The organism is Pseudoalteromonas sp. AWM4_233, assembly GCF_056158285.1.
Genome location: NZ_JBSWSZ010000001.1, coordinates 2,098,909 through 2,122,348, shown reverse-complemented (window position 1 = coordinate 2,122,348; position 23,440 = coordinate 2,098,909). Strand labels below are relative to the sequence as shown.

General features: G+C 39.8%; 24 protein-coding genes and 1 tRNA gene. 17 read left to right on the top strand and 8 right to left on the bottom strand.

Annotation, left to right across the window (positions count from 1 at the left end; genetic code table 11):
• The first annotated feature begins 44 nt into the window (after positions 1-44).
• The 4 genes from nagX (at position 45) to ACXAC4_RS09430 (ending at position 4,723) form a co-directional block, all read left to right on the top strand.
• Entirely contained in the window at positions 45-1,172 is a 1,128-nt protein-coding gene (nagX, locus tag ACXAC4_RS09445; protein WP_475160883.1) for a transmembrane glucosamine N-acetyltransferase NagX, read from the top strand.
• 248 nt (positions 1,173-1,420) lie between these two features.
• The gene (gene nagB, locus ACXAC4_RS09440; RefSeq protein ID WP_138630691.1) at positions 1,421-2,218 is read left to right on the top strand and encodes a glucosamine-6-phosphate deaminase; all 798 of its coding nucleotides are present in this window, start codon (positions 1,421-1,423) and stop codon (positions 2,216-2,218) included.
• Positions 2,219-2,604: 386 nt separating this feature from the next.
• Entirely contained in the window at positions 2,605-3,525 is a 921-nt protein-coding gene (gene nudC, locus ACXAC4_RS09435; protein ID WP_475160879.1) for an NAD(+) diphosphatase, read from the top strand.
• A 28-nt stretch (positions 3,526-3,553) separates the two neighbouring features.
• Positions 3,554-4,723: a cystathionine beta-lyase gene (locus ACXAC4_RS09430; RefSeq protein WP_475160878.1), complete on the top strand. Its 1,170-nt coding sequence runs from the start codon at positions 3,554-3,556 to the stop codon at positions 4,721-4,723.
• 99 nt (positions 4,724-4,822) lie between these two features.
• On the opposite strand, the gene ACXAC4_RS09425 is transcribed toward ACXAC4_RS09430, so the two are convergent.
• The 3 genes from ACXAC4_RS09425 to ACXAC4_RS09415 all read right to left on the bottom strand — a co-directional run bounded on the left by ACXAC4_RS09425 (position 4,823) and on the right by ACXAC4_RS09415 (position 8,234).
• Positions 4,823-5,971, bottom strand: a complete 1,149-nt coding sequence (locus ACXAC4_RS09425) for an RNA polymerase sigma factor (RefSeq protein ID WP_475160876.1) — start codon at positions 5,969-5,971, stop codon at positions 4,823-4,825.
• A complete protein-coding gene (locus tag ACXAC4_RS09420; protein ID WP_349287778.1) occupies positions 5,968-6,918 on the bottom strand; it encodes an alpha/beta fold hydrolase in 951 nt (316 codons plus the stop codon). The genes ACXAC4_RS09425 and ACXAC4_RS09420 overlap by 4 nt, the downstream gene beginning before the upstream one ends.
• A gap of 80 nt (positions 6,919-6,998) precedes the next feature.
• A complete protein-coding gene (locus ACXAC4_RS09415; RefSeq protein ID WP_475164089.1) occupies positions 6,999-8,234 on the bottom strand; it encodes a benzoate/H(+) symporter BenE family transporter in 1,236 nt (411 codons plus the stop codon).
• 77 nt (positions 8,235-8,311) lie between these two features.
• Here ACXAC4_RS09415 and ACXAC4_RS09410 point away from each other — a divergent pair, with 77 nt between their 5' ends.
• Together ACXAC4_RS09410 and ybaK are read left to right on the top strand one after the other, a co-directional pair.
• On the top strand, positions 8,312-8,851 hold the full coding sequence (locus ACXAC4_RS09410; RefSeq protein WP_475160875.1) for a helix-turn-helix domain-containing protein: 540 nt from the start codon (positions 8,312-8,314) through the stop codon (positions 8,849-8,851).
• 36 nt (positions 8,852-8,887) lie between these two features.
• Entirely contained in the window at positions 8,888-9,358 is a 471-nt protein-coding gene (gene ybaK / locus ACXAC4_RS09405) for a Cys-tRNA(Pro) deacylase (RefSeq protein ID WP_475160872.1), read from the top strand.
• A gap of 61 nt (positions 9,359-9,419) precedes the next feature.
• On the opposite strand, the gene ACXAC4_RS09400 is transcribed toward ybaK, so the two are convergent.
• Together ACXAC4_RS09400 and ACXAC4_RS09395 are read right to left on the bottom strand one after the other, a co-directional pair.
• Positions 9,420-10,571 (bottom strand): Card1-like endonuclease domain-containing protein, encoded by a 1,152-nt coding sequence (locus tag ACXAC4_RS09400; protein ID WP_475160871.1) that lies wholly within the window; start codon positions 10,569-10,571, stop codon positions 9,420-9,422.
• A 175-nt stretch (positions 10,572-10,746) separates the two neighbouring features.
• Positions 10,747-12,633, bottom strand: a complete 1,887-nt coding sequence (locus tag ACXAC4_RS09395; RefSeq protein ID WP_475160868.1) for a phytase — start codon at positions 12,631-12,633, stop codon at positions 10,747-10,749.
• Positions 12,634-12,938: 305 nt separating this feature from the next.
• Here ACXAC4_RS09395 and ACXAC4_RS09390 point away from each other — a divergent pair, with 305 nt between their 5' ends.
• The 11 genes from ACXAC4_RS09390 to ACXAC4_RS09340 all read left to right on the top strand — a co-directional run bounded on the left by ACXAC4_RS09390 (position 12,939) and on the right by ACXAC4_RS09340 (position 20,657).
• Positions 12,939-13,346 (top strand): VOC family protein, encoded by a 408-nt coding sequence (locus ACXAC4_RS09390; protein ID WP_475160867.1) that lies wholly within the window; start codon positions 12,939-12,941, stop codon positions 13,344-13,346.
• Between the two features lie 146 nt (positions 13,347-13,492).
• Positions 13,493-13,569 (top strand) — tRNA-Pro (locus ACXAC4_RS09385).
• A 1,552-nt stretch (positions 13,570-15,121) separates the two neighbouring features.
• Positions 15,122-15,598, top strand: coding sequence for a hypothetical protein (locus ACXAC4_RS09380; RefSeq protein WP_063707276.1), 477 nt, complete (start codon positions 15,122-15,124; stop codon positions 15,596-15,598).
• A 513-nt stretch (positions 15,599-16,111) separates the two neighbouring features.
• Entirely contained in the window at positions 16,112-16,549 is a 438-nt protein-coding gene (locus tag ACXAC4_RS09375) for a DUF4265 domain-containing protein (RefSeq protein ID WP_475160864.1), read from the top strand.
• 135 nt (positions 16,550-16,684) lie between these two features.
• On the top strand, positions 16,685-17,350 hold the full coding sequence (locus tag ACXAC4_RS09370; RefSeq protein ID WP_475160861.1) for a phytanoyl-CoA dioxygenase family protein: 666 nt from the start codon (positions 16,685-16,687) through the stop codon (positions 17,348-17,350).
• Between the two features lie 80 nt (positions 17,351-17,430).
• Positions 17,431-17,793, top strand: a complete 363-nt coding sequence (locus ACXAC4_RS09365; RefSeq protein WP_475160860.1) for a hypothetical protein — start codon at positions 17,431-17,433, stop codon at positions 17,791-17,793.
• 111 nt (positions 17,794-17,904) lie between these two features.
• Positions 17,905-18,354 carry a hypothetical protein gene (locus ACXAC4_RS09360; RefSeq protein WP_475160859.1) on the top strand — a complete coding sequence of 150 codons (450 nt, stop codon included), beginning with the start codon at positions 17,905-17,907 and terminating at the stop codon, positions 18,352-18,354.
• A gap of 119 nt (positions 18,355-18,473) precedes the next feature.
• Positions 18,474-19,007, top strand: coding sequence for a hypothetical protein (locus ACXAC4_RS09355; RefSeq protein ID WP_475160856.1), 534 nt, complete (start codon positions 18,474-18,476; stop codon positions 19,005-19,007).
• Between the two features lie 112 nt (positions 19,008-19,119).
• Entirely contained in the window at positions 19,120-19,524 is a 405-nt protein-coding gene (locus ACXAC4_RS09350) for a DUF7674 family protein (RefSeq protein ID WP_475160855.1), read from the top strand.
• 83 nt (positions 19,525-19,607) lie between these two features.
• Complete coding sequence (locus ACXAC4_RS09345) at positions 19,608-20,045, top strand: hypothetical protein (RefSeq protein WP_475160853.1); 438 nt, start codon at positions 19,608-19,610, stop codon at positions 20,043-20,045.
• Between the two features lie 51 nt (positions 20,046-20,096).
• Entirely contained in the window at positions 20,097-20,657 is a 561-nt protein-coding gene (locus tag ACXAC4_RS09340; protein WP_475160851.1) for a hypothetical protein, read from the top strand.
• Between the two features lie 473 nt (positions 20,658-21,130).
• Here ACXAC4_RS09340 and ACXAC4_RS09335 read toward each other — a convergent pair whose 3' ends face one another.
• The 3 genes from ACXAC4_RS09335 to ACXAC4_RS09325 all read right to left on the bottom strand — a co-directional run bounded on the left by ACXAC4_RS09335 (position 21,131) and on the right by ACXAC4_RS09325 (position 23,415).
• Positions 21,131-21,553, bottom strand: coding sequence for a hypothetical protein (locus ACXAC4_RS09335; protein WP_475160849.1), 423 nt, complete (start codon positions 21,551-21,553; stop codon positions 21,131-21,133).
• Entirely contained in the window at positions 21,534-21,995 is a 462-nt protein-coding gene (locus ACXAC4_RS09330; protein WP_475160848.1) for a hypothetical protein, read from the bottom strand. Before ACXAC4_RS09330 ends, ACXAC4_RS09335 begins: the two co-directional genes overlap by 20 nt.
• Before the next feature lie 127 nt (positions 21,996-22,122).
• On the bottom strand, positions 22,123-23,415 hold the full coding sequence (locus ACXAC4_RS09325; protein WP_475160846.1) for an anti-phage deoxyguanosine triphosphatase: 1,293 nt from the start codon (positions 23,413-23,415) through the stop codon (positions 22,123-22,125).
• Between the last annotated feature and the right edge of the window lie 25 nt (positions 23,416-23,440).

The following is a 23,440-nucleotide window of genomic DNA, read 5'->3' as shown; positions in this document are numbered from 1 at the left end:
GCTGCAGTATAGCGGGGCTTTTTTTATTTGTACTGGAATAAAATATGACAGCAAAAACACAAAAAAAACGATTAGCATCTTTAGATGCACTCCGAGGCATGGACATGTTTTGGATTTTAGGCGGACAGGGTATTTTTGCCGCTTTGTTTGTTTTAACAGGCTGGCAGGGATGGAAAGCGTTTGAAGCACACACAGTGCATAGCCCATGGCATGGCTTTACTTTTTACGATTTAATATTCCCACTATTTATCTTCTTGTCTGGTGTTGCTATGGGTCTTGCACCTAAGCGTATCGATCACCTTCCTTTTAACGAAAGACGCCCGTTATACAACAAAGCACTTAAGCGATTATTTTTACTTATGACATTTGGTGTTTTGTATAATCACGGCTGGGGTACAGGTGCCCCATTTGCATTTGAAGAAGTACGTTATGCCAGTGTGTTAGGGCGAATCGCAATCGCTTGGTTCTTCTGTGCTTTATTAGTTTGGCACTTTAGCTTACGTGTTTTAGCATACTCTGGTATCGGTATTTTAATCTTCTATTGGGTACTTCTTTGCTTTATACCTGTACCTGGCGGTGTTGCTGGTGATTTGTCTGCGGCAGGTAGTTGGAATGCATGGTTTGATAAACACCTTTTACCTGGTATTTCATATCAAAACCGTGTGGTTGACCCTGAAGGTATTTTGTCGAGTTTACCAGCGATTGTGAATGCGATTGCAGGCGTATTTGCAGGTCAACTGATTGCTAAAGCTAATGAGCGCGGTGAATGGAAAACCTGTGGCATTTTATTCGGCGCAGGTGTTGTAAGTTTAGTGCTTGGTTGGACATGGGATTTACACTTCCCAGTTAATAAAGAGCTTTGGACCAGTTCATTTGTATTGGTAACAGTAGGGTGGAGTGCGATTTTACTCGCTGTTTTCTATGCAGCAGTCGACATTCTAAATGGTCAAAAGCTGGCTTACCCGTTTGTAATTATTGGTGCAAACTCAATCATTATCTACCTAGCGTCATCTTTGGTTGATTGGGAGTACATTAGCCGCAGTGTGTTCGGTGGTGTGGTAAACGCAGCCCCAAGTGAATGGCAGCCCGTATTGGCGGTCACTGCATTGATGGCGGTGCAAATGTTAGTGCTGCATTGGATGTACCGTCGTAAGATCTTTGTCAGCGTTTAATTTCAAACCTTAATTATTTACTTATGCAAAAGGCTCATATTAATGAGCCTTTTTGTTATAAAAAAACACAAGTTTTTTTTCACTTTTACTTTACAAGCGCTCAATTAATGATAATAATGACAGCGTTGTCATAATGGTACAGCCTAATAAGATTATCCCGATTAGGTTTTGATCTGGCGCTTATTTTGATTGCACGCGAAGTAAGCCCAGATCCCATTTTTTCTTTTCTTCTACAACGAGCCAAAACCATGCAAATAGTAATCTTAAACGACGCCAATGAAGTTGCAGCTTATGGCGCAGATATCTTTACAAAACAACTACAAAAGAAAGCAGAGTCTGTGTTAGGTTTAGCGACCGGTTCAACACCAGTAGCGCTTTACCAAGAACTAATTCGTCGTAACGAAGCAGGTGAAATTAGCTTTAAAGATGCGACAACATTCAACTTAGACGAATACTTAGGTCTAGATGGTTCACACCCACAAAGCTACCGTTATTTTATGAACGAGCAGTTGTTCAACCATGTAGACATAGACAAAGATAAAACCCATGTACCACCTGGTGATGCGAAAAACCCAATCACTGCATGTCAAGAGTATGAAGGTCACATTGTTGCGGCTGGCGGTATTGATGTTCAACTATTGGGCATTGGTCGTAACGGTCACATTGGTTTCAACGAGCCGTCTTCAGGCTTAACTTCACGTACACGTGTTAAAACATTAACCAAAGCAACCATTGATGATAATGCGCGTTTCTTCAAAGAAGACGAATACCAACCGCATTTATCTATCACTATGGGTATCGGTACTATTCTTGATGCCAAGAAAGTGGTGTTACTCGCGACGGGTGAGAACAAAGCTGAAGCGGTTCATGCAATGATTGAAGGCCCGTTAACAGCAGCTTGCCCTGCATCTGCACTACAAATGCACCGTGACGCGGTTATCGTGATTGATAAAGCTGCAGCAAGCAAGTTAAAAGACATTGAGTTTTATCAGCACATCGAAGCTGAAAACCAAAAGCTTCAGGCCTATTTAGCCTCTTTGTCCTAAGGACCTGTTGATCTTTCAAGTTCGTTTTTACAGCAGTTTGATTGGTATTTATACACGGCAGAGCCTGCGTAGCATGGTTTTTCCATGTAAGTCAGGCGATAACACAGTAGAAATGCCAATCAAGCGCTGCCAAATTGGCTCTTCTGAGCGAACTTTTTTCATTGTTACTCAATTTTTACTTAGCCCACTAGGTATAAAACTGAGTGCCGCGATAAAAGCCCGCTCAGAAAGAGTAAAACTCGAACAGCAAAGAGAAACAGGCCCTTTATGCAACTACATGTTTTAAAAGCCCGTTAGGGCCTTTTTTTTGCAAATTTTACGGCTTATTTATTTAGCTTAGAGTGTCTGTGTGTTAGCTTAGGCTCAAATCACGCAAAGGAGTGAATATGCTTCATTACACGCAGATGAGTTTAGACAGAGCGTCTCAGCAGCGCAAAGACAGCAACTGGCTAAACACGCAAAAAACCACCAACAGCCGATGGCTTTTAATTCACCAAGATAAAAACTTATTTAGTGCTGATTTACAAAAGCTTCAGCTATTACTCTGGTCTTCAGTCGCACACTTAAATACAGATGATGCCGTGTATATTGGTCATCAAGACGAATTACACTATTTTGTGTTAGATGTGTCGAATATAGATCCAGATGAAGTGAATGACTTATCTGCCGGTGGCACATTTGAAGATATGCGTAAAGTTGGGCCAAAACTGAATGGCTTTGAAGCATCTATTGGTGTACTCGCAAGGGGCATGTGTTATTGGCATAAAACTCATGTTTTTTGTGGCCGGTGTGGTATAGCAAATAAGCCTTATGAGGGCGGTCATGCACGTCGTTGTCAAAATGATGAGTGTCGTCATATTACATTCCCGCGAACTGATCCTGCGGTGATCATGTTAGTGACCCATACTTTTGATGATGGCATTGAGCGTTGTTTGATGGGCCGTCAGGAAAGCTGGCCAGAAGGCGTTTATTCGACGCTGGCAGGTTTTGTTGATCCAGGAGAATCACTGGAGCAAGCGGTACTGCGTGAAGTAGAAGAAGAGTCGGGCATTATTGCAGAAGACGCACAATATATCGCATCACAGCCATGGCCTTTTCCGTCGTCATTAATGCTGGGCTTTATTGCTAAAGCGAAAACCACAGAGATCTCAGTGGAACAAGATGAATTACAAGATGCTAAGTGGTTCTCAAGAGCAGAATTAAATACATTTGCAGAGTGGGGCGATGATACGCCAGGGTTTAAACTTACCCGGAGAGATTCAATTTCACGCTATTTAGTCGAATATTGGCGCGCACTTGGCGAATAAAACAAGTTAAAAATACCAAGGTTTAACAATGAAAAAGAACACAAAGATTGTCAGTGCTGGCAGAAAAAATCAATATACCCAAGGTGTCGTAAACCCTGTTGTGCAACGTGCTTCAACAGTCGTATTTGATACCGTAGAAGAAATGCAAACAGCCATCAAAGAGCGCGCCGATCGTACCTTATTTTATGGTCGTCGTGGTACAAACACCCACTATGCGCTACAAGATGCCATTACTGAACTTGAAAATGGCGCAGGATGTGCGCTTTATCCATCGGGTGCCGCGGCCATCAGTCAATCTTTATTGTCTTTTTTGAAGTCAGGCGACCACTTATTAATGGTTGATAACGCCTACGAGCCGACACGTGATCTATGCGATAAGATTTTAGCCGGCCTAGGGATCACGACGACGTATTATGACCCAACAATTGGTGCTGGTATCGAAACCCTTATTCAAGAAAACACCAAAGTGATTTTCTTGGAATCGCCGGGGTCAATCACCATGGAAATTCAAGATGTGCCTGCACTTGTTGAGGTTGCGAAAAAGCACAACATCATCACTATGCTAGACAATACTTATGGAAATGGCTGGCATTTTAGACCGCTTGATTTTGGCGTTGATGTCAGTATTCAAGCTGCTACCAAGTACATTGTTGGTCACTCAGACGTGATGATGGGCGTTGCAGTTGCAAACGAAGTCCATTGGCCGACATTACGTGAACACTCTTATTTGTTAGGTCAATGTACGTCAGCCGATGATGCTTACTTAGCATTACGTGGTCTTCGTACTATGCCTGTGCGTTTGGCCCAACACGAAAAAGCGGCCTTACAAGTGGCGCAGTGGTTGTCTGAACACGAATTGGTTGATCATGTTCGCCACCCTGCATTTGAAACATGCCCTGGGCATGAATTCTTTAAACGCGATTTTGATGGCAGTAACGGTTTATTCTCGTTTGTCATGAAAGAGGGCAACCTAAAATCAATTAATGCGTTTTTAGATGCATTGCATCATTTCAAAATGGGTTTTTCATGGGGGGGCTACGAAAGTCTAGTCACTGCTAATAAAACCATGGCGAAGCTGCGTTCAACAACAGGGTGGGAGCACGGCCCGATTATTCGCCTGCACATAGGCCTAGAAGATGTTGAAGACTTAATCGCAGATCTAGAGCAAGCACTGCAGGTGTATAAAGATAATTTGTAAGGTTCGATTATTAAATTGAAACAGATGTATGAAAACGCGACTTAATGTCGCGTTTTTCTTTTTACATCGCGCATCTTTCTATTTTTGAATAGAATAATCTCATAAAACCAATCTGCCCGAGCCAATTAATCCCATCACTAAACCAAAGCCGCCGCTGGCAAACCCAAGCACCAGACCAATTCGGCCAAAAAGCTTTTGCCATTTAGGGCGACATAGAAATGGTTTTGCTGCCACTTCACTTTCAGTCATGTGTTGCAGGTCTTTGTTAATGATATTTTGAGCTTGGAAAATCTGTAAGCCAAGTATCAATGCAAATGCTGTATAAGCGAGCGCTGGCATAATCCACCCCGCGCTAAATGAGTAACTCATAACGAATAGCACCCCAAATACAAACGTGGTGATTAACATTCTGGTTCTCATAACTTTAAGTATTGCTTTTGTCTGCTCAGTCTTTGCATACTTAATTGGCAATTTCATGCTGTAAAACACCACGAGCATAGCTGCGAATGCGCCGATAAAAGCACCACCAAGCACAGCAAAAAGTTTAAATATTGGTGAGCTATACGTTGTATTGCTGACCAGTGTTGCCGCAGCAACGGGTGCACTTGGGGCGACCAAGCCTAAAGCAACAGCTGGGGTAATCGTCGAAATTGCCAATGTACCAAAGCGATTTAAATATTGAGACTTAAGCTTCTTTCGGCTTCTTGATAACTGCTGACGTACTTTTTCCTCAGAGATATCTAATAATACAGCGACTTGCTTGCTCGATTGTTCTTCTCGATAGTATAAGATTAAAATCTCACGGCTCTCTTCTGGTAAAGCTGAAACAAGTTGATTCATCAACATGACTTGTTCATCTTTTAATAAATCACTATCAGGACAATCATGGTGAGCAAGCAACTGCTCAAGTGATTGCTCGAGTGACTCATCATTGTCAGATACTAAATTCGACTTTTCTCGCAATACATTTAAAGCTTTATAACGAGCAGTTTGGCGAAGCCAAGGTAAAAAGCTGTGATCGTTTTTTAACTTATCGAGGTTTTGCCATGCATTGATAAATACTTGTTGCGCTACATCTTCACTCGCATGCACGTCCTTCGTGATAGCGAGCGCAATACTGCAAATGAGTTGTCGACATGCTTTGTGAAGTGCTTCAAAGGCATTTACATCACCTTTTCGTGCATGCGACACATATAAAGCAATACTGGTACTGTCTTTCATGTCTAGTTTATACGCTAATGTATTCATGATTTATCCTTAATGAATGCTGTAATTTGGTCGTTTAGCCATTTAGGATCATCATACATAATAAAGTGGCGAGAGGTTGTATTCATTTTGACTACAGCGTTAGGTAAATTTGCCACTTGCCCTTTATAAAGTTGTTCAACGGCTTGTTTGCGAGAGTTATCGTTAAATCCACCTGATGCACCCAGAATAAGCAAATCCGCTTTTATTTCAGTCAATGATGGTCTTAAATCATTGTTCATTAAATAGTGTATAGCTTTGCCAACAGTAACCGGATCAGAGCGTTCAGCCATATCAATGATGTGTTTTTGATGCATAGCCTGAGTCGCATGAATATATATACCGCGCTTAGTTTGCTCAGCTAGTTGTGTTTGAGTCATTGATTTGTGCATTAAAAGTACACGTTCAGCTTGGTTGCTAAGTGAAGCAGGTGTCGTTTGATTTGTGCCGGTAAATATCGGGCCAATATAGGGTAGGCTATCTACTGAAACGACCTTACTAATAAGTTCTGGCTTTTCTAATGCGATAGACATAGCTAAAAAGCCTCCCAGACTATGGCCAATTAGAATTGTTTTATTTGCTACAGCATTTGAAGCTTCTGACTTGCGACTCTCTTCAGTAATAAAATCAATTAGCTCATTTTTTAACTCGTTCATCGAAAAGTTTGTAGGTTTTTGACTATCGGCAAATCCAGTGATTGATACCACATGTACACGGTGTTTATCTTTGATTGTGTCTAGAGTGCCTTGCCAAACTTCACCGTTAGACATAAGACCTGGGATCAGAACGATATCGGCATTTTCTGTTTGGTTATTTCCGACTGTTTTAACAGTAAAGTGATTATGCGCCCAAACTTTAGCGGTATTTAATGCTGCCGCAATCGCGATGAACAAAACAATCAATAGGCTTAATTTTGTAGGTTTATTTGGTTTGATGTGTGACTTAATCATATTAGCTCCTGTTGGTTATATAACTAAGTCACACGAGTCATTTAAAGTGTGACAAATATTTTTGAATTTTTTTAAAATAATTAGCCGAGCTTTTCAGAACCCTCTGTTTTTAACTCTGGTTTCAATCGATGCTTTTGTAAGTTCGAGTAAATTAACCCCACCATGAGGCCCAGCATTATAGAGTTAATGCCAAATAAGCTGACGCCCGAAAAGCTAATTAATAAAGTGAGTAAAGCCGCATCACGACTTTTGGGATCAGAAAACGCATTTTGCAGGCAGAGTAGGAGCGTGCCGAGTAAAGCAAAGCCAGCGAGTATTGAAGTTATACTCTTTGGTAAAGCCAAAAATAAACTAACCACGCTACTTGCGAATAGCCCGGCAATTAAATAAAACACGCCTGCACACATTGCCGCTTTATAGCGTTGAGTTTTTGAAGTGTCTACATCTTCATTCATGCACACAGCAGCAGAGATAGCCGCCAAATTTAACGAAAATCCACCAAAAGGTGCGGTCAGAAAATTTAATGCGCCTGTGGTGGCTAAAGCCGATTTAGTTGGCGATTTATAACCGTAGGTTTGCAATAAAGCGAGGCCAGGCAAGTTTTGAGAAAGCATGGTAACCAAATACAGTGGAACAGCTAAATTGAGTATGGCGGTTAGGTTCGATGCGTCTAAATTTGGAGGCATGAATTCAAATGTACTAAAAGAAATAGAGAAATTTGTTTGGTCAAATGCCCCAACTACAATGGCTAAAACTAAGATGGCACCCAATAAAATAAACATAGTGAATTTGGGAAGCCATAATTTAGCCACACAAAAACAGCAAAACAGCAGTGCGAAATAGCTTGGTGCTATTTCAACTACTTCAAAAGCAGTTAAACAAAAAGGAAGCAGAATGGCTGCCAACATAGCACTAGCGAGCGGTGAAGGAATATTTTCGACAGCCTTGCACAGTGGCTTTATATATCCGGTTATTATTGTGGCTACGCCAACTAACATAAAGGCAGCAATGGCCGTATGTATATCGTATTGTGAACCAACACCGACCAACAACGCAGCGCTTGGCGTTGACCAAGCTGTGAGAATAGGGGTCTTAAACCACCATGATAAGCCAATTGAACTTAACCCCATAATGAGGCCTAAAGTCATCAGCCAGCTTTCGATTTGAGTTTCACTCGCGCCCAAAGCAGAAGCCGCTTGAATAACGATCACTGCCGCACTGGCATAGCCGATCATCACGGCTGTAAAACCAGCAGATAAATGGCTCATTGTTACAGACTTAAGCATACTTGCACCTTTATTGTTGAGTGTTAATATTGAGGTTGTGCGTTAAAGCGCACGAAATAAACAGTAGCATCGTGCGTTATAGCGCACAAGTTTTAAACAGGCTTTTTATGTCAGAGCAAATATTCAAAAGTAAAATTTCAAAGCGCCTGAAAACTTTGCGCAAAGAAAAAGGCCTGAGTTTAGACGCAACCGCCAAGCTTACGAACGTGTCTAAAGCCATGTTGGGGCAAATTGAGCGAGAAGAATCTAGCCCGACTATTGCCGTACTTTGGAAGATAGCCAGTGGATTAAACGCGTCATTTTCTTCATTCTTCTCAAATCAAAAAGAAGCCGATATAGCGCAGCGTACTTTTCCAAATGATGAAAACATACAAGTGAAAACCCTCTTTGCATTTAGCCAAGATAGCGCGATGGAAATGTTCGAGATAACCCTGACTCACCATCATAAACAGCTATCAACAGCACACAGTACAGGAGTGATTGAACATATCATTGTGCGTTCTGGGTGTTTGTCTGTGTTTTATGATGATACTTGGCATAACTTGGAGGCTGGGCAAACATGTCGTTTTTTAAGTGACCAACCACATGGTTATCAAGCCGTGTCTGAATGCTGTGTATTTGAGAACATAATTTGTTATCCAAAGTAGCACTCGTTACATGAAATAATTAAAAGGATTAAAGTCATGACACCTGCGATTTTACTCGCCAAAAAAGCCAAAATCTCATTTAACGTGCATGAGTATAAGCACGAGCCAAAAGCGCAATCTTATGGCTTGGAAGCGGCCGAAAAGCTAGGTTTGAACCCATCTCAAGTATTTAAAACCCTAGTTGTTGAAACTGATAGCAAACAACTTGTGGTCGCGGTTTTACCCGTTAACCAACAACTGAATTTAAAATCGTTAGCAAAAGCCGTGGGTGCAAAGAAAGCCGCCATGGCACCACAGCAATTAGTCGAGCGTTCAACGGGGTATATTTTAGGTGGCGTTAGCCCATTGGCACAAAAAAAACGCCTCGCCACCGTAATAGATAGCTCATCCAAAAACTTTGATACCATTTTTGTGAGTGCAGGGCGCAGAGGGCTCGAAATTGAATTGGCGGCAGATACTCTATGTGAATTAACGCAAGGGCAGTTTGCAGATATTCAAAGTGTGTGACTGATTTTTAGCAATGTAAGAGATAAATTACCCACCAACTAAGATGGGCAACCTTTTCAAATTAGGCTTGCTCTAGCCAGCTTTTTAGTTGTTCTCTTAGCTGGGCTAATTGGTTTTCACTTATGAGTTCAATCTCTAGTTCTTTTGCGCGAAGCTGTTCGTGTGTCCTTATTCCTTTGTAACTGATCAGCGCTGCGCGTGCTTGAATACCACCGAGTAAATCGGTCAATGAATCTAATTTATAAATAACTTGATTCCCTTCGCCTTTATCGAACTTTTTAGTTTTACATTCGATTAGATGAAGTTTGTTGTTCGCCATGATGACAATATCAAGTTCATTCACTACGGTACCTTGACCGATCTTTCGTGTAATTTCTACGCCTTGTGCAATGTCTTGAATGTGTGGCACTTGTTTTTTTAAACTTAAAAGTAAGCCATAAACATATTCTTCTAGCCAGCCCCCATTGGCAAAAAAGCGCGCTTCTTCATTTATAAAAACTAACCTGTCATTCTTGCGACAAACAAGTTCAGCATCTTCTAAATCGTCAATCAGAGTTTGTAAATCAGCACAATTTAATTGAGATCTATTCAAAACAGCAGATGTTAACTTTGCGTTATCACTGCTGGCAGCTAAGTAATTTAAATTGCCAAGCGCCTGACCTAGATTGTCTTGGCTAGCTGCCCATTTAGCACCAAGCTTACGATAACGAATATCAACATTGCCTGTGTTAGCAATATTATTTATTTGGCTGTCAATAAGAGCAAAGAAATCACGAATTTTAAGTTTATCGGCTAGCTGTGTATTTTTACGCTCTGAAGGAACCAGCCAATGTAATTCATCACTGTTAGGCTCTACCATAAAACACTCAAATTCATAGGCTCTCACAACTTCATACATGGCTAAAACATGCTGGCGGTCGCCACAACTGGCATTAAATGCGTATAGGGTTTTATGATTGTGAGTGACTAACGAATCTATCTCTTTGTGAAAATACGATACCAACTCCTCTGTATTTCGAGTTTGCGGCATCACTTTAAAGTTCAAGCTGATCCCACGTGGATTTAACACAGCTCTAATGGCGTCAAGTTTTGCTAACTCTGTTTGTTCAACAAATACGATCACTTCATTGGAAGGAATGTGTGTATCGAGCAAAGGAGTAACAAGGTTGATAAGTTTGTTATCTAAAAAACAAATATGAGTATGATTTTGCACGGTGTTCCTTATAGTGCATTTATTATTGTTATCGGTACGTTACCGTAAAATTTGGGCGAGGGGAAATACCAATTAGTTTTGAAAAAGTGTGCAAAAAGGTATGAAAAATTACAAATGGGTTTAGAGTGAGTCAAAGAAGGAAGCGTGTCCCTTCTTTGATTTAGAAATTTAAAAGCTACTTTGCGACTCTATTTAAAATCCAATCCCTCAACAAACTGCCATCCACAAGCTTAAAGTTTTGTGTGCTTTTAGGCATCACATTATGACCATCTTGAACAACTAATAGGCCATTAGGGAGGGCTTCACCAAGATAGCTGCTTGTTACTGCCAAACCATCGGTTTCTGAAGCACCATCGATCATGCCTTCCCAGTTTGCGCCAACTTCAAAAACACCCAAAAATGCATTGTTATCATCAACGTCGTATACCGCATAGCGGTTATTACCTTGGCTAGATACAACAAGGTATTGTTTGCCGTTTAAACGATATAAGCCCATGCCTTCAATATCGGCTTCGACTTGCTCATTTAGACCTGTGATTAACTTGTCAGACTGTTTACCTTTAAAGTCTTTTAACCATACACCCGTTGACTCTTCACCATAAAACAAACGTTTATTCGCATCATCGCTTACACAGCCTTCAGGTTGACTTGGCACTGTCCATTCTAGAGTTTTCTTGCCTGTTACCTTTTGCTTATTAAATGTAATCTCGTATTTTTGAAAGCGGCCGTCGGTGTCATTAATCCATACCGCCAGTTCATTATCGTATTGTCCCAGGCATAAACCATATGGATCAGCCAAGTCTGTTTTAATATCGGCAAGCAAAGTAGGGAGCCCAGATCTTTGATCGATTTTAAATAGGCTGATGCTTTTATTAGTTCGATTACTGGCTGCTGCAATATCAACAACTTCACCATTGAATTTAACGCCGTAACGAATATCGACATTGTTTACTCGACCAACAGGCAAGGCTTTTACAAGATTGCCCTTAAGATCATATACGTTGAGACCCGATTTTTTATCAGTACCATAAACCAGGCTGTTTGAAGGCGTTGTACTGTTAGTCCAAATCTCAGGGTCATCTGCGGCATCACCATGAGATGCAACAGGGGTCGTTTGTGCAAAGGGGACCAGATTGGCAATTGGTTGCTCATTCTTCTTTTTGAACGGTAACTTATGTTTGCCCAAATTGATTTTGATATTCTTTGATGTCTCATCATCGAAGACATAAGCAATTAAGTTTTTGTCAGAGCGGTGAAGCTGAACAGTTTTAGGCGCTATGTCTTTGGGCAGCTCAAAAGGTTTGAACGCGTGATTATTTTGGTCAAGTAGCCAAAGCTGGTTTGTACTCGGTGACACCACAGACACATCACCCGAAGCGGTTGTATCTAAGTATTCTACTTCGAGCCCTTCTGGAAGCTGGTAAAGCTCGCGAATAACTTCAAGTTCGGGGTTAGTCGAGTACTGCCAAACGCCAATATTTTCTTCTGCGATATAGAGTGATTCGGTGAGGTCATTCACTGCACAAGACTTCATATTAAGGCCCGCTGCAAAATGTCGAATTTCACTTAATTGCCAATCAGTATCGTTTGCGGTATTTAGCGCCATTTGACTAACGATGCCGTTTACATCAACAGTGAATAACTCAATATGTTCAGATGATGAGCCTAAGCAAATTGCATCAAATGCTGTTTTATCAGCCAAAAGCGCATACGCCTTTTCAATACTATTGTGTTTAAAATCAACTTTAACGAGCTCGATATTACCGGTGTTTTTATTTAGTGTTGATAACACCCCAACAGACTGAGAATTTGGTAGCCACCTAAAATCTAAATGTTCAGACTTAGAATTGATTGTCGATAAAGCTCGCCCTTGCTCATCGAGTAAAGCGATACCGTGCGCTTCACTCACAGCAAGCTGTTTATGGGCAGTATGGGCGGCATCAATAGGCGAAATAAACTCAGACTCGGTTAGCCATTGCTTATTAGTCTGCGAAGCATTGGCAACGCCACTACAAAGTAATCCACCAATCAACAAAGATAATTTTAAAGATGTGTTTGTCATGTTGAGCTCTCAAAGCTGTTACTAAATAATTGCGGCAGACAGTAACGATGAAAAATGACATAAATGTTTCAGCTGTCTTTATACAAAGTGTAAGCAGGGCACTTTAAGGCCTTTAAACATCTCATTACGAATTTTTTGAGCTAATTTGACCCCTAAAAAAGGCTTTTAAAGCTTTGCTGCGAAATGAAATGAGGAGCAATTTAAGAAAAGTCACTTAACGCACATTCTTGGATGAGCCAATAAGACCCTTTGGCAAATCATTATGATAAATAGAGTACTTCGTGCGCTTTAATAGGCTATCTTACATGTTGCAGCTTGAAGTGATTTTATTAAATTTAAGAGAAAAGGCGCCTCAACAGAGTATCACTATGAAAATACATTATCTTGAAATCGTTACCCCAGATGTTGAAGCCGTGTGTAAAGCGTATGAGCACTCACAAAATGCAATTTTTAGTCAGCCAAATGCAATGTTAGGCGGTGCTAAAACAAGCCTTTTACAAGATGGCAGTATTATTGGTGTACGCGGGCCCTTAAGAGAAAACGAAACGCCAGTGGTTAGGCCATATTATTTAGTCGACGATATAGAGGCTGCTGTTCAGCATGTTGAGGCTCAAGGCGCTGAAATAGCTATGACGCCTATGGAGATACCAGAGAAAGGCAAGTTTGCAATTTACATAATAGGCGGCATCGAGCAAGGATTTTGGGAGTTGTAACTTCCAGAGAAACTTATTCTTTTATTTATAAACTCTGGGATTGGATCAGTTAAGTACCGTCAAATTGAAATAAAGAACACAAAATGTTCAAACAATCCAACAGGTTGTTGCCTTTTAAGATTAATCTTGTATAGTTGCTAGCAAGTCGGCATATAGCGCAGCTTGGTAGCGCACTGTCATGGGGTGTCAGGGGTCGCAGGTTCAAATCCTGCTATGCCGACCAGCTTTTCTTATACCCTTCAATAGCTTGTTTAATTTCAACTTTATAAAACTAAACCGTTCTTCTTTCGTTCCCTTATACAGTAGTTTTCAAAAAACGCTTTATGCTTTTTAGTACATGCAAGATATGACAATTAGCTAATAAATTTATACAAAATAAAAATTCAATTAACTGTTTTTATGCACAGTAATCTATGGTTTGTCCAATAACATTATTATTCTGCGCTTTGTCCAATTTTCACAGCTGCATAAATTTGGACATTTTAATGCGTTGTTTACAATACACTTTTCTTGTGTGAATATTGGGACACGTAATATAGTCCGTTTTGTCGGTATTTATTCAGGCAATTTGGGGGAGAATAATCTGTTATATAACAATTGGAGTTGTGAGAAATGTTTAAAGCCCTATTTATAATCAGCATCGTTCTGATTTTTTCGGGCGTAGCTCTATTTGTTTATGATACTTATCTGTACGAGGTAGTATTAACAGAAGTAGCTAAATCGGACGACCTCTACATGGTTGTTGTACCGAGTGATTCATTCTCTATTGTTGATTATTGGGCGCACTTTTTAATTTCTGGAAGTTGCTTATTTATTTTAATTAGAGTTAAGAGTGCTATGAGTAAGTAGTTTGTTATATAACAAACGCTTTAACCAAAGGACGCAAAACAGCAGGCTTGCGCTCCTTCGTCGCTAATTTTAGCCTGCTATTTTGCGCCGGTTAAGCGAGGCGTTATGCGTCACTTTAAATCGCTGTCTTTAAAACGGTTTTTGCTTCAAGTCTTTTCTTCAAATTAGCTTTTAGATACAGTGGCGTAATTAAGTTTTAAGTTGATCTTGGCTTTTCGTTTTTCAATTTAAGTTGTGACCAGAATCATCATTCACCAGTCAAACGCTTCTTTGCAATTTGGGGTTTGGTGAGTTTTTTTAATTTTAAGTTTTGCTTATTGGTGCAGGCGCAAGCGCTTCAAAAGCAGCGTGTCAACGCATAACAAGCAATTCAACAGGGATAAAAAACTTGCGGGCTTTTCGCTTCGCTCAATTTTAGCCCACAATTTTTTACCCGTTAATCGGGCGTTAGTATTCAATGGAGATTGACATTAAATTTCACCAATATATTCCCAGAATAGAAAATTTAAATGAGCAACAAAGGTGTGACTTTTACCGTTGGTTGGCTCACTCCTTGACAGTTTCTATAAGGGTTATAATTTGTGATAAGACTCTGCCACAGAGTGAAATTCTTAATCGTGTGAAGTGGCTTAATGAAATCGAGCATAGGGCTATCACCAAAACTTATGTAAGACCATTCGATATAGAAGACACATTGGACTTCTTTGACATGATCAGCGATTACGTAGATAAAAATAATAATATTAGCTCTCAGCTACATCATTGTTTTACAAAATCATTGAACCAGTTGAACAAATGAATACTAACAAGTTAATTAAACAGAGGACGCAAAACAGTAGGCTTGCGCTCCTTCGTCGCTTATTTTAGCCTACTATTTTTCGCCGTTTATTAAGGCGTTATACGTATCGAAGGATCGGTTTAGTAATATGAAATACTTTTCAATTTTTTTGATTCTACTTTCAATTGTTGGCTGTAAATCTACTCGAAATACAATCGAATACACTGACCCTGGTTTTTATCTTCAACCAGTCTTAAAAATGAAAGTAGTACCTACTTTTTCAAACCCTGTTATCTATGAGGTTACTAGGCACAAACCCTATCAGTTAATAACTACAACTTATGAGGGCGCTGGGGGTTATGACTGGAAAGGTATTAAATCAAAGAAAAGTATTGAATTAACAGAAGAACAGTACTCAAATTTAGTTAGTAAGTTAGAGAAAACACTGGTGTTTCCGAAAGATAAAACTCGGGGAATGGATGGAGATACTTGGATGCTAGAAAGCTCTTTGTATCAATACACTGCCGTAGCATATTGGGAGCCAGAATATCAAACAGATAAACGTGGGCTTGAAGATTTTGTAAGATTAAAAAGTTACCTTGAACAACTAAGCAGCGATAAATAGGTGTAAAATACGTATAACAAACAGTTTAAAGGCGGACAAAATTCAGTTGGCTGGTTTCGCTCCGCTTCACATTGTAGCCAACCAAATTTTGCCTTTTAACTGAGGCGTTATGTGTATAGGTGTAGACATTGATTATAATATGTATCGCTTTCGTGACTTTGATACTGACTTATTGCACCCAAATTAAGTCCGCAGATAAATTGAATAATTTTTTAGTTTATATTTTTTCTGGTGCAACCTATTTATGTGCTTATATTTTGATGGACATGGAAAGTGAAAGTGATGTTTTCAACATAATTTACAGTGCTTGCGCAATATTTTTTCTGGCCTCGACATTATTTGTTACTTTGGCGATAAAGCCTGATACATTAAGGTGAATACTGCAATTTCAACACATAACAAAGCAAATTAAAAAGGGCGGACAAAAATCAGTTGGCTTTGTTCGTACCTCACAAATTATAGCCAACTAATTTTTGCCGTTTATTTGCGGCGTTAGGTGAAAAGGTAACTTAGGTGTCACTTGAAAAAGTTTTATTTGCCTTAGAAATCGAAGACGAGTGGCCTCCAGTAGGAGCGGAAGGTGTTTGGTGTGAACGAGTTAATGGAAATTATAAGCTTGTTAACCCTCCTTTTTTTATTCCTAACTTAGCATATGGAGATGTATTCACTGCTGAGTTGGATAAAGTAAACGAACACGTTTTTGATTTTGAGGTCGTTAAAGAATCAGGGCACTCAGTCATATGGGTTATGAACAATCAGGGGATAGATACTTCAGAGTTCATTAAAATGCTCATAAAATTTGGCTGTAGTGTGGAGTCGTTACAGCAGTTTTCGTTGATGACTATTGATGTTCCACCTGACACAGAATTAGATGACTTAGACCACTTACTAGACCTATATGAGGAAAAGGGGTTGGACTATGCTTTCCCTGTTTGGAGGCTTGGAGAATGATTTCACCTAACAAACTATTAAATAAGGACAAATTTCACTGTGTCGCTTTTTGCTATCCTGCTTCGCACGCAAAAATCAACCCAGCAAAATTTGCCTATTAACAGGGCGTTACATGCTTTGAAAATGGAGTGAAATTTGAGTATCGAAGAAAATGGATTTGAGATTCATTCTGGCTTTCTAGGTAATGATTCAATAAACGAAATCATTACTGAGATTGAAGCTTTAGATTCCGATTATCCAAAACATGGAATCCGAAATGCCGAGAAGAAGCTTTCCTCTGTTAAAGATCTCATCGAGTCAGACTTGCTTCTAGATAAAGCAAAAGGCTATCTATCTGGAACCCCTCAGGTGGTTCGAGTGATTGTCTTTGATAAAACACCAGATAAAAACTGGCTTGTTACTTGGCACCAAGATAAGACTATTGCAGTTAGTGACAAGAAAGAGATAGATGGTTGGGGACCATGGAGTTTGAAAGATGGTGTTCATCATGTTCAACCAAAACTAAATGTCCTGGAAGAGATGGTGACTTTCCGCATTCATCTTGATGATGCAAATGAGAGCAATGGTTGCTTAAAAGTAATTCCAAAGAGTCAAAGTTTAGGCATTCTAAGTAAAAATGAACAAAATTTAGTTGTCGCTGAATCGGAAGAGTATATCTGTTCGGCTAAATCTGGAGATTTATTGGTAATGCGGCCGCATTTACTCCATTCATCAAGTAAAGGTACAGAGCCAAGTCACCGTCGTATTGTCCATGTAGAGTACAGTAGCTTTCAATTACCAAAGGGGCTAGCATGGGCTTAAAAATCGCATGTAACAAGGCGCTGCAACCGACTGACAAAAGTGGCTGAGCGCGGCGTTATGCATCTCAAAGGGTTAATTGCATGCGATATTTGATACTCATGATGTTCTCATTACTGCTTAGCTTACCCAGCCATGCAAATAGTCAAATTCCTAAGCCCTTCCAAGGGTTATGGGATGCAAGTGCAGATGCGTGCAAAAAACAATATAGTGATATGAGGCTCCGTATCAGCTCCTCAGCAATCGAATACTGGGAGTCTTCTGGAAACTTGTTGGAAATCATTGAATCAAAGCATATCTCTCTTATAGCTCGATTCGCTTTTAGTGGTGAAGGCGAGAGTTGGGAAAGTAAAGTTACTTACTTTCTGTTGAATGAACAAAGAGAGCTAGTTCAAGTTTTTGATGATGGAATGCGAGTTAGTCGGGTTCGGTGCACCGATGCATAACAAGCTATTAAATCGGGACAAAATTCAGTTGACTTTTTGCTCCTTCGTCGCTTAGTTTAGCCAACCAAATTTAGCCCATTAATGAGGGCGTCATATTACAACGGAGGTTTCATGTCCAACGGAAAGCCTGAGTTAATTGCGATAGATCATGATGATTATCATGCGCAACATATAGGACTAACACCGAATGGCCATCAATTTTTTTTAACTAATCCATTTGAGCCAGCACGGCCTGATACTGCTGGTTGCGAGTATATAACTCTATTTTTATTTGACTCTGCTGGTAATTTAGTTGATTCGGAAATTGAAGAGCTTGGTCCGAGAGGCACTTACTCAGAGGATGATGCAAATAAAAAATACTATGAAAAATTGGAAAAATTAGGAGATGTAACATACCAAAGGATTGAAGTTAAACCATTTTCAATAGATTACAATGGAACAAACATTGGTCTAATCATCAGAGAGCCTGAAGAAGGCTGTGATGTTTGGGCTGTTGAACTTTTACCCGGTAATTACATGGCTTTTTTTGAACCATGGGATAGTGGATACTACGATACTTAGCTCGTATAACAAGTTCCTAAACCAAAAGGACGCAAAACAGCAGGCTTTCGCTCCTTAGTCACTAATTTTAGCCTGCTATTTTGCGCCGGTTAAGTGAGGCGTTAGGCATCTAGGAAAGTATGGACGATAACATTAAGATCGGAGATTGGGTCAGAAGCTATGGTTCAGGAATATGGAGAGTACACCGAATTCTAGAACTCAATGATTTTGATATTCAAAGTCAAACTAACAAACCTAGAACTGTCATTTTCTCTTCACGCTTTGTAAACGACTCTTATAAGCGCTCTTTTTCAACAGAAAGCTGTGATTCGGCATTTGTTTATAATTTGGATTCAAATGAAAAAGAAGAGTTGGATGCGTTTATGGAAAGCAGCCCTGAGCTTGTTGCAAAGTTTGATGCTTACAAACCTAAGAGTATAGATGCAGTTTACAACGCCAACGTAAATATACCCGCATCAGGGAGTCAGGCTGAATTGGAGGAAGCACTATCTTCGTTCCAAGAATTAAACTTAGAACAGTTATATAACCAGCTAATTGAATCTAAAATTGGCTCAAGTGGTGCAAAGGGGTGGACAGCTCAATTTGTATCAAGTAACCATGAGTGCCTTAATGGCAAATTGTTATATAGCTTTTCTAAGGTATTGGCACTTTGATGCCTAACAAAACAAATTAAAAGTGCTGACAAAAAACAGTTGGCTTTGTTCGTGCCTCACAAATTTTAGCCAACTATTATGTGCCGCTTACAGCGGCGTTAGGTATACATGGATGTCTGAAGAAGAAGTTAAACTGTACAATTCTTTTAGAGCTATTTTTCCTCGCTTGGTGAACAAGCTAAATGCTATAGAGAAAGAAGCAGTTGAGATATTCAATGAAAAATTTGAGCCTGAAATTTATGAGATAGGGCAAATACTTGCTGAATGCGTTGTAGAGGCATATCTTGAAAAAGACTTTCTGTTTGTCAAAACAACCCTTTGGGAAGTGGAGTTAATTGCAAAGAATGGCTCTGAACACATTTCCGAATTTGCACTCGTTGGAATTTTTGAATCAGTATTGTTACAAAGGAGCCGCAAACACATACCTTTAGATTCATTTGATCCGTGGATCGGACATTTAAGCAAAAAATTTTGGTATGGCATGCATGATTTTTTTACGGGTAAAACGTGTTCATAGAGTAAGTAATACCTAACAAACACATTATTAGCCCGTTATGCTAGCCGTTATAAGGGCTTTAGCAGGGGCGGAGTTTTAATCAATTGAAAGTTCTTCTATTCCCATCTTTTTGGGTGAAAATAGCTTCATTAGCAGTGGGGCATTACTGGCTCTATATAGTTCTTTTCCCTTTAATCTTTTTCAGTAATAGCTTATTGCAGGGAAAATATATGGAGTTTCTCTTCTCTCTATTCTCCATGGCTAGTGTCACGGTAGTTGGTTTTATTTTATATGTCACTTCAAGCTTTACGTGGAAATTACGGAACGGAAAAATAAGTATTACTGATAGCAATGACTATACATTACTTGCTAAAGAAGTATTAAATATTGGTCTGGCCGAGCAACCAAAATCAAGTAGTTCAAAAATGAAAGTCGGTTTTTCTGATTCTAGTTCAAAAATTGGGGTTATTATTTTAATTACTTTGAAGCTTATTGCTTTATTTTGGATTCTTTTTGCTTGGCATTCGATCTCAAATAAATAGAGTTTTGCCCTTATAACAAACTAATTAAACAATGGACGCAAGACAGCAGGCTTGCGCTCATTTGTCGCTAATTTAGCCTGTTATTACGCGCAGGATAGGCAAGCGTCATATGCCGAGGTAAGTATGTGCATAGACTTTAGAAATGATTATGAAATCATCAGTAAATACATCAGACAACGGTTTAATGATTGCTCCGAACTTTCGGATATTGGACTAGGTCCAAAAGGTTCCGACATTTCTCTTATTCATTTGGGCTTTGACATTGAAGAGTCATCGTGGGTTTCGGTGGTTTTTGATAGTCGAAGCAATGCGATTCCTGACGGCGAGTGGACTAAAATAATCGTGCCAAACTCACTGAATTTAGGTCACTGGTCGGTAGCATTGGATAAGGCATATGAAGAAGACTCTAATCTTATTATTACCGATTTGACGGGTAACAGATTAGAGTTTCTTCCTGATGCAGAAGAGGAGATTATTACAGTATTCGGTGAGCTAATAAAATCGGTTGCTTTGGGTTTGAATAACGAATTTTTTGGCACCGGATTACCTGTGGCGTCTAATGTCAGGTTTAGTATCGAACATCTACACGGCAGGTGGTCTTGGTTGTCCTAGAAACCTAAATGCGTATATTGGTATATAACAAACCAATAATGGTAAGGATGTAAAAAGCACTGCTGCGCTCGTACCCCACTAATTATAGCCATGCATTTTGCGCCCCATATCGTAGCGTTTGTGGGCCTTAATAAAGAAATAGGTTCAGAATTTAGACGCACAATAAGCCGTTGGGTAGATCCATGCTCAATGGCTAAACCTACCATTTAACCTCAAAATATCCTGTGTAAAAATTACATGTAACTTATTTATTTTATTAAATCATAAATTTCACTTTTTAAAATTTTAAAAGGGTAAATAAACAAGTGAATTTCTTCAATTTAGTAATTATGGGGTGTCAGGGGTCGCAGGTTCAAATCCTGCTATGCCGACCAGCTTTTCCTTAGCCCTTCAAATATTTTCGAACATTTTAATTTTTAACTCATTTTCTCTTTTATCTTAAAATACGCTTTAATCGCTCATCTTTTTTACTACTAAATTCTCCTCTTAAAGCACCATAAAAATAGCGCAATTTGCAGCCCAGCTACACCGCTGTAAAACCACTGTGTTTCTATACCCCCTGAAATGAATATGAACATGCCGTTGAATAAAAGAAAACCACCTAAATAGCACCAATGACTACCATTAAAAAACCTAATTGCAATAAAATGAGTCGGTAAGCCGAAAATAATCCAGCCAATAATTGAAAAAATAAAGTAAAAGAGGCCAACAAAGATAATTGAGGTATAGAAGTAATATAAATCAATTGATACATAACTTGATTCGTTAGACCAAAACAACACCATGAATGGAATAAACGACATCAAGATGCCTTTAAATATTGAGTGAAAGCTGTGCAGCGCTTGTTGTTTATTGAGGCAAAACAGAGTGTGAGAGTTAAGTTTCATCGTCTTCATTTATTATCGCCATTAGGGCAGGTCTTGCAACAGACAAAATTAGTATGATTAAGACAATCGCACCGAGTGCTAACTTAAACGTTTTAAAAAACCAAGGCCTTTGCCATATCTCTCCATTTTCTTCTTGTAACTTCTTCTGTTTGATGAATTCGTCATAAGCTTTATTTAAATCAGCGTGTTTAGTGATTTCTGGATACTCAATAACATACCCAATTTTAGCCAGTGAGATGCGTGCAAGTTCAGATTGTGCTTGATTAACATAAAGCATGTGGTTTTTAACATCAGCATGATACTGAATACGTTCTTGATCTAATACATCGGCAATCTTCACCGAGTCTACCAAGCGCATGTCTTGAATAAGTGGTCTATAGACAGGGCTTTCGCTTCTTGCCCATATCAGAACAAACATGGCCATGATGAGTGATATACCAAGTGTCATCATTAGTTTGAGTTCTTTTGTGATAACTGTATTGATTTTGTTTCTCCAAAACTTCGATTCTAAAGCTTCAATTCATAATAGTTATTTTCTTGGAGGCCCATTAAATCATAGAGCCTCAATGACTCTTCTTTTAAACCGCTCCAGCAAACAATCTCGCATGTGTCTTTCTCGCATATTCATCAGACATGCCCGATAGGTAGTCGGTCAGCACACGCATCCTGGCATTTTCATCAGGTGCTTCTTCAAAGATTACCTGAGTCGTGTGTGGCAGCAGTCGCATCGGATCGCTGGCGAATGCTTTGAATAAATCCATCAACAGGTTTTGGCCGCTGAATTCTATTTGCTGCATCTTGGGCTCGCGGATGAGTCGTTCGTACACGAAGATTTTTAACACTTGCAGAATTGCTGCAAACTCGGGTTCGAGTTTCACAGTGTTTTTAAGTAAGTCTGATTCAAATGCGTCGTTTTGTGTTTGCATGCTGCTGTTTACAATGAATAAGTTTACAAGTTCGCCAATGGCGTCTTTTCTGAGCGATTCATCGTCTGAAAATAAGCGCTGAGTAAGTGCATCTAAGTTTTGTTTTAACCAAGGTGAATCGAGCGCTTTGAGCTTTGGCATGGCATAGTTGTGCCAATCTGAGGCTGACAATGTTTCTGTGGCAATGGCGTCTTCTAAGTCGTGAACCGCATAGGCGATGTCGTCGGCCATTTCCATGATGGCGCAATCGAGTGACTTAAATTGGGTTTTATTTCTAAAGTCATCCCAAGGTTTATTGGATTGTAGTAAATCTTTATCGGCATTTGAGAAAGGTGCGAGTACCCAGTCAAAAATGTCTTGGTCACAGTTATACACGCCTTTGGCTGGCAGCCAGTGATGGGCTGTAATAAATGGCGAAGCAGGGTCGTGCTCTGCTTGTGAGTGCCATAGCTGGTTGATTAATGCCGGATATTTTATAAAGCCCAGTAAGGTGCGGCGCGTCAGATTCATGCCGAACCCTTTTGAGTAAGGCTCAAGTTTGGCAACGATTCGCAGTGTTTGGGCGTTGCCCTCAAAACCCCCATGTTTACGCATCATAAAGTTCAGTGCAGTTTCGCCGCCATGACCAAATGGTGGGTGGCCGATATCGTGGGCTAAACATAAGGTTTCAATTAAGCTTGTGCTAGGAAACAGCGAAAAATCGGGATGGCTATTTTGTAAGTGGCGTAATAAGCCGGTACCAATTTGTGCAACTTCGAGCGAGTGGGTTAGTCGGGTACGGTAAAAGTCGTTAACGCCAATCGACATGATCTGCGTCTTGGCTTGCAGTCGCCTGAAAGCGGCTGCATGAATAATACGAGAGCGGTCAACTTGAAAAGCTGAGCGGTTATCGTTAGGTCTATTTTTACGTTGTTCACATCGTCTTTGCTGCCAAATCAAGTCCATAAATCCTCGAATATTCCTCATTCTT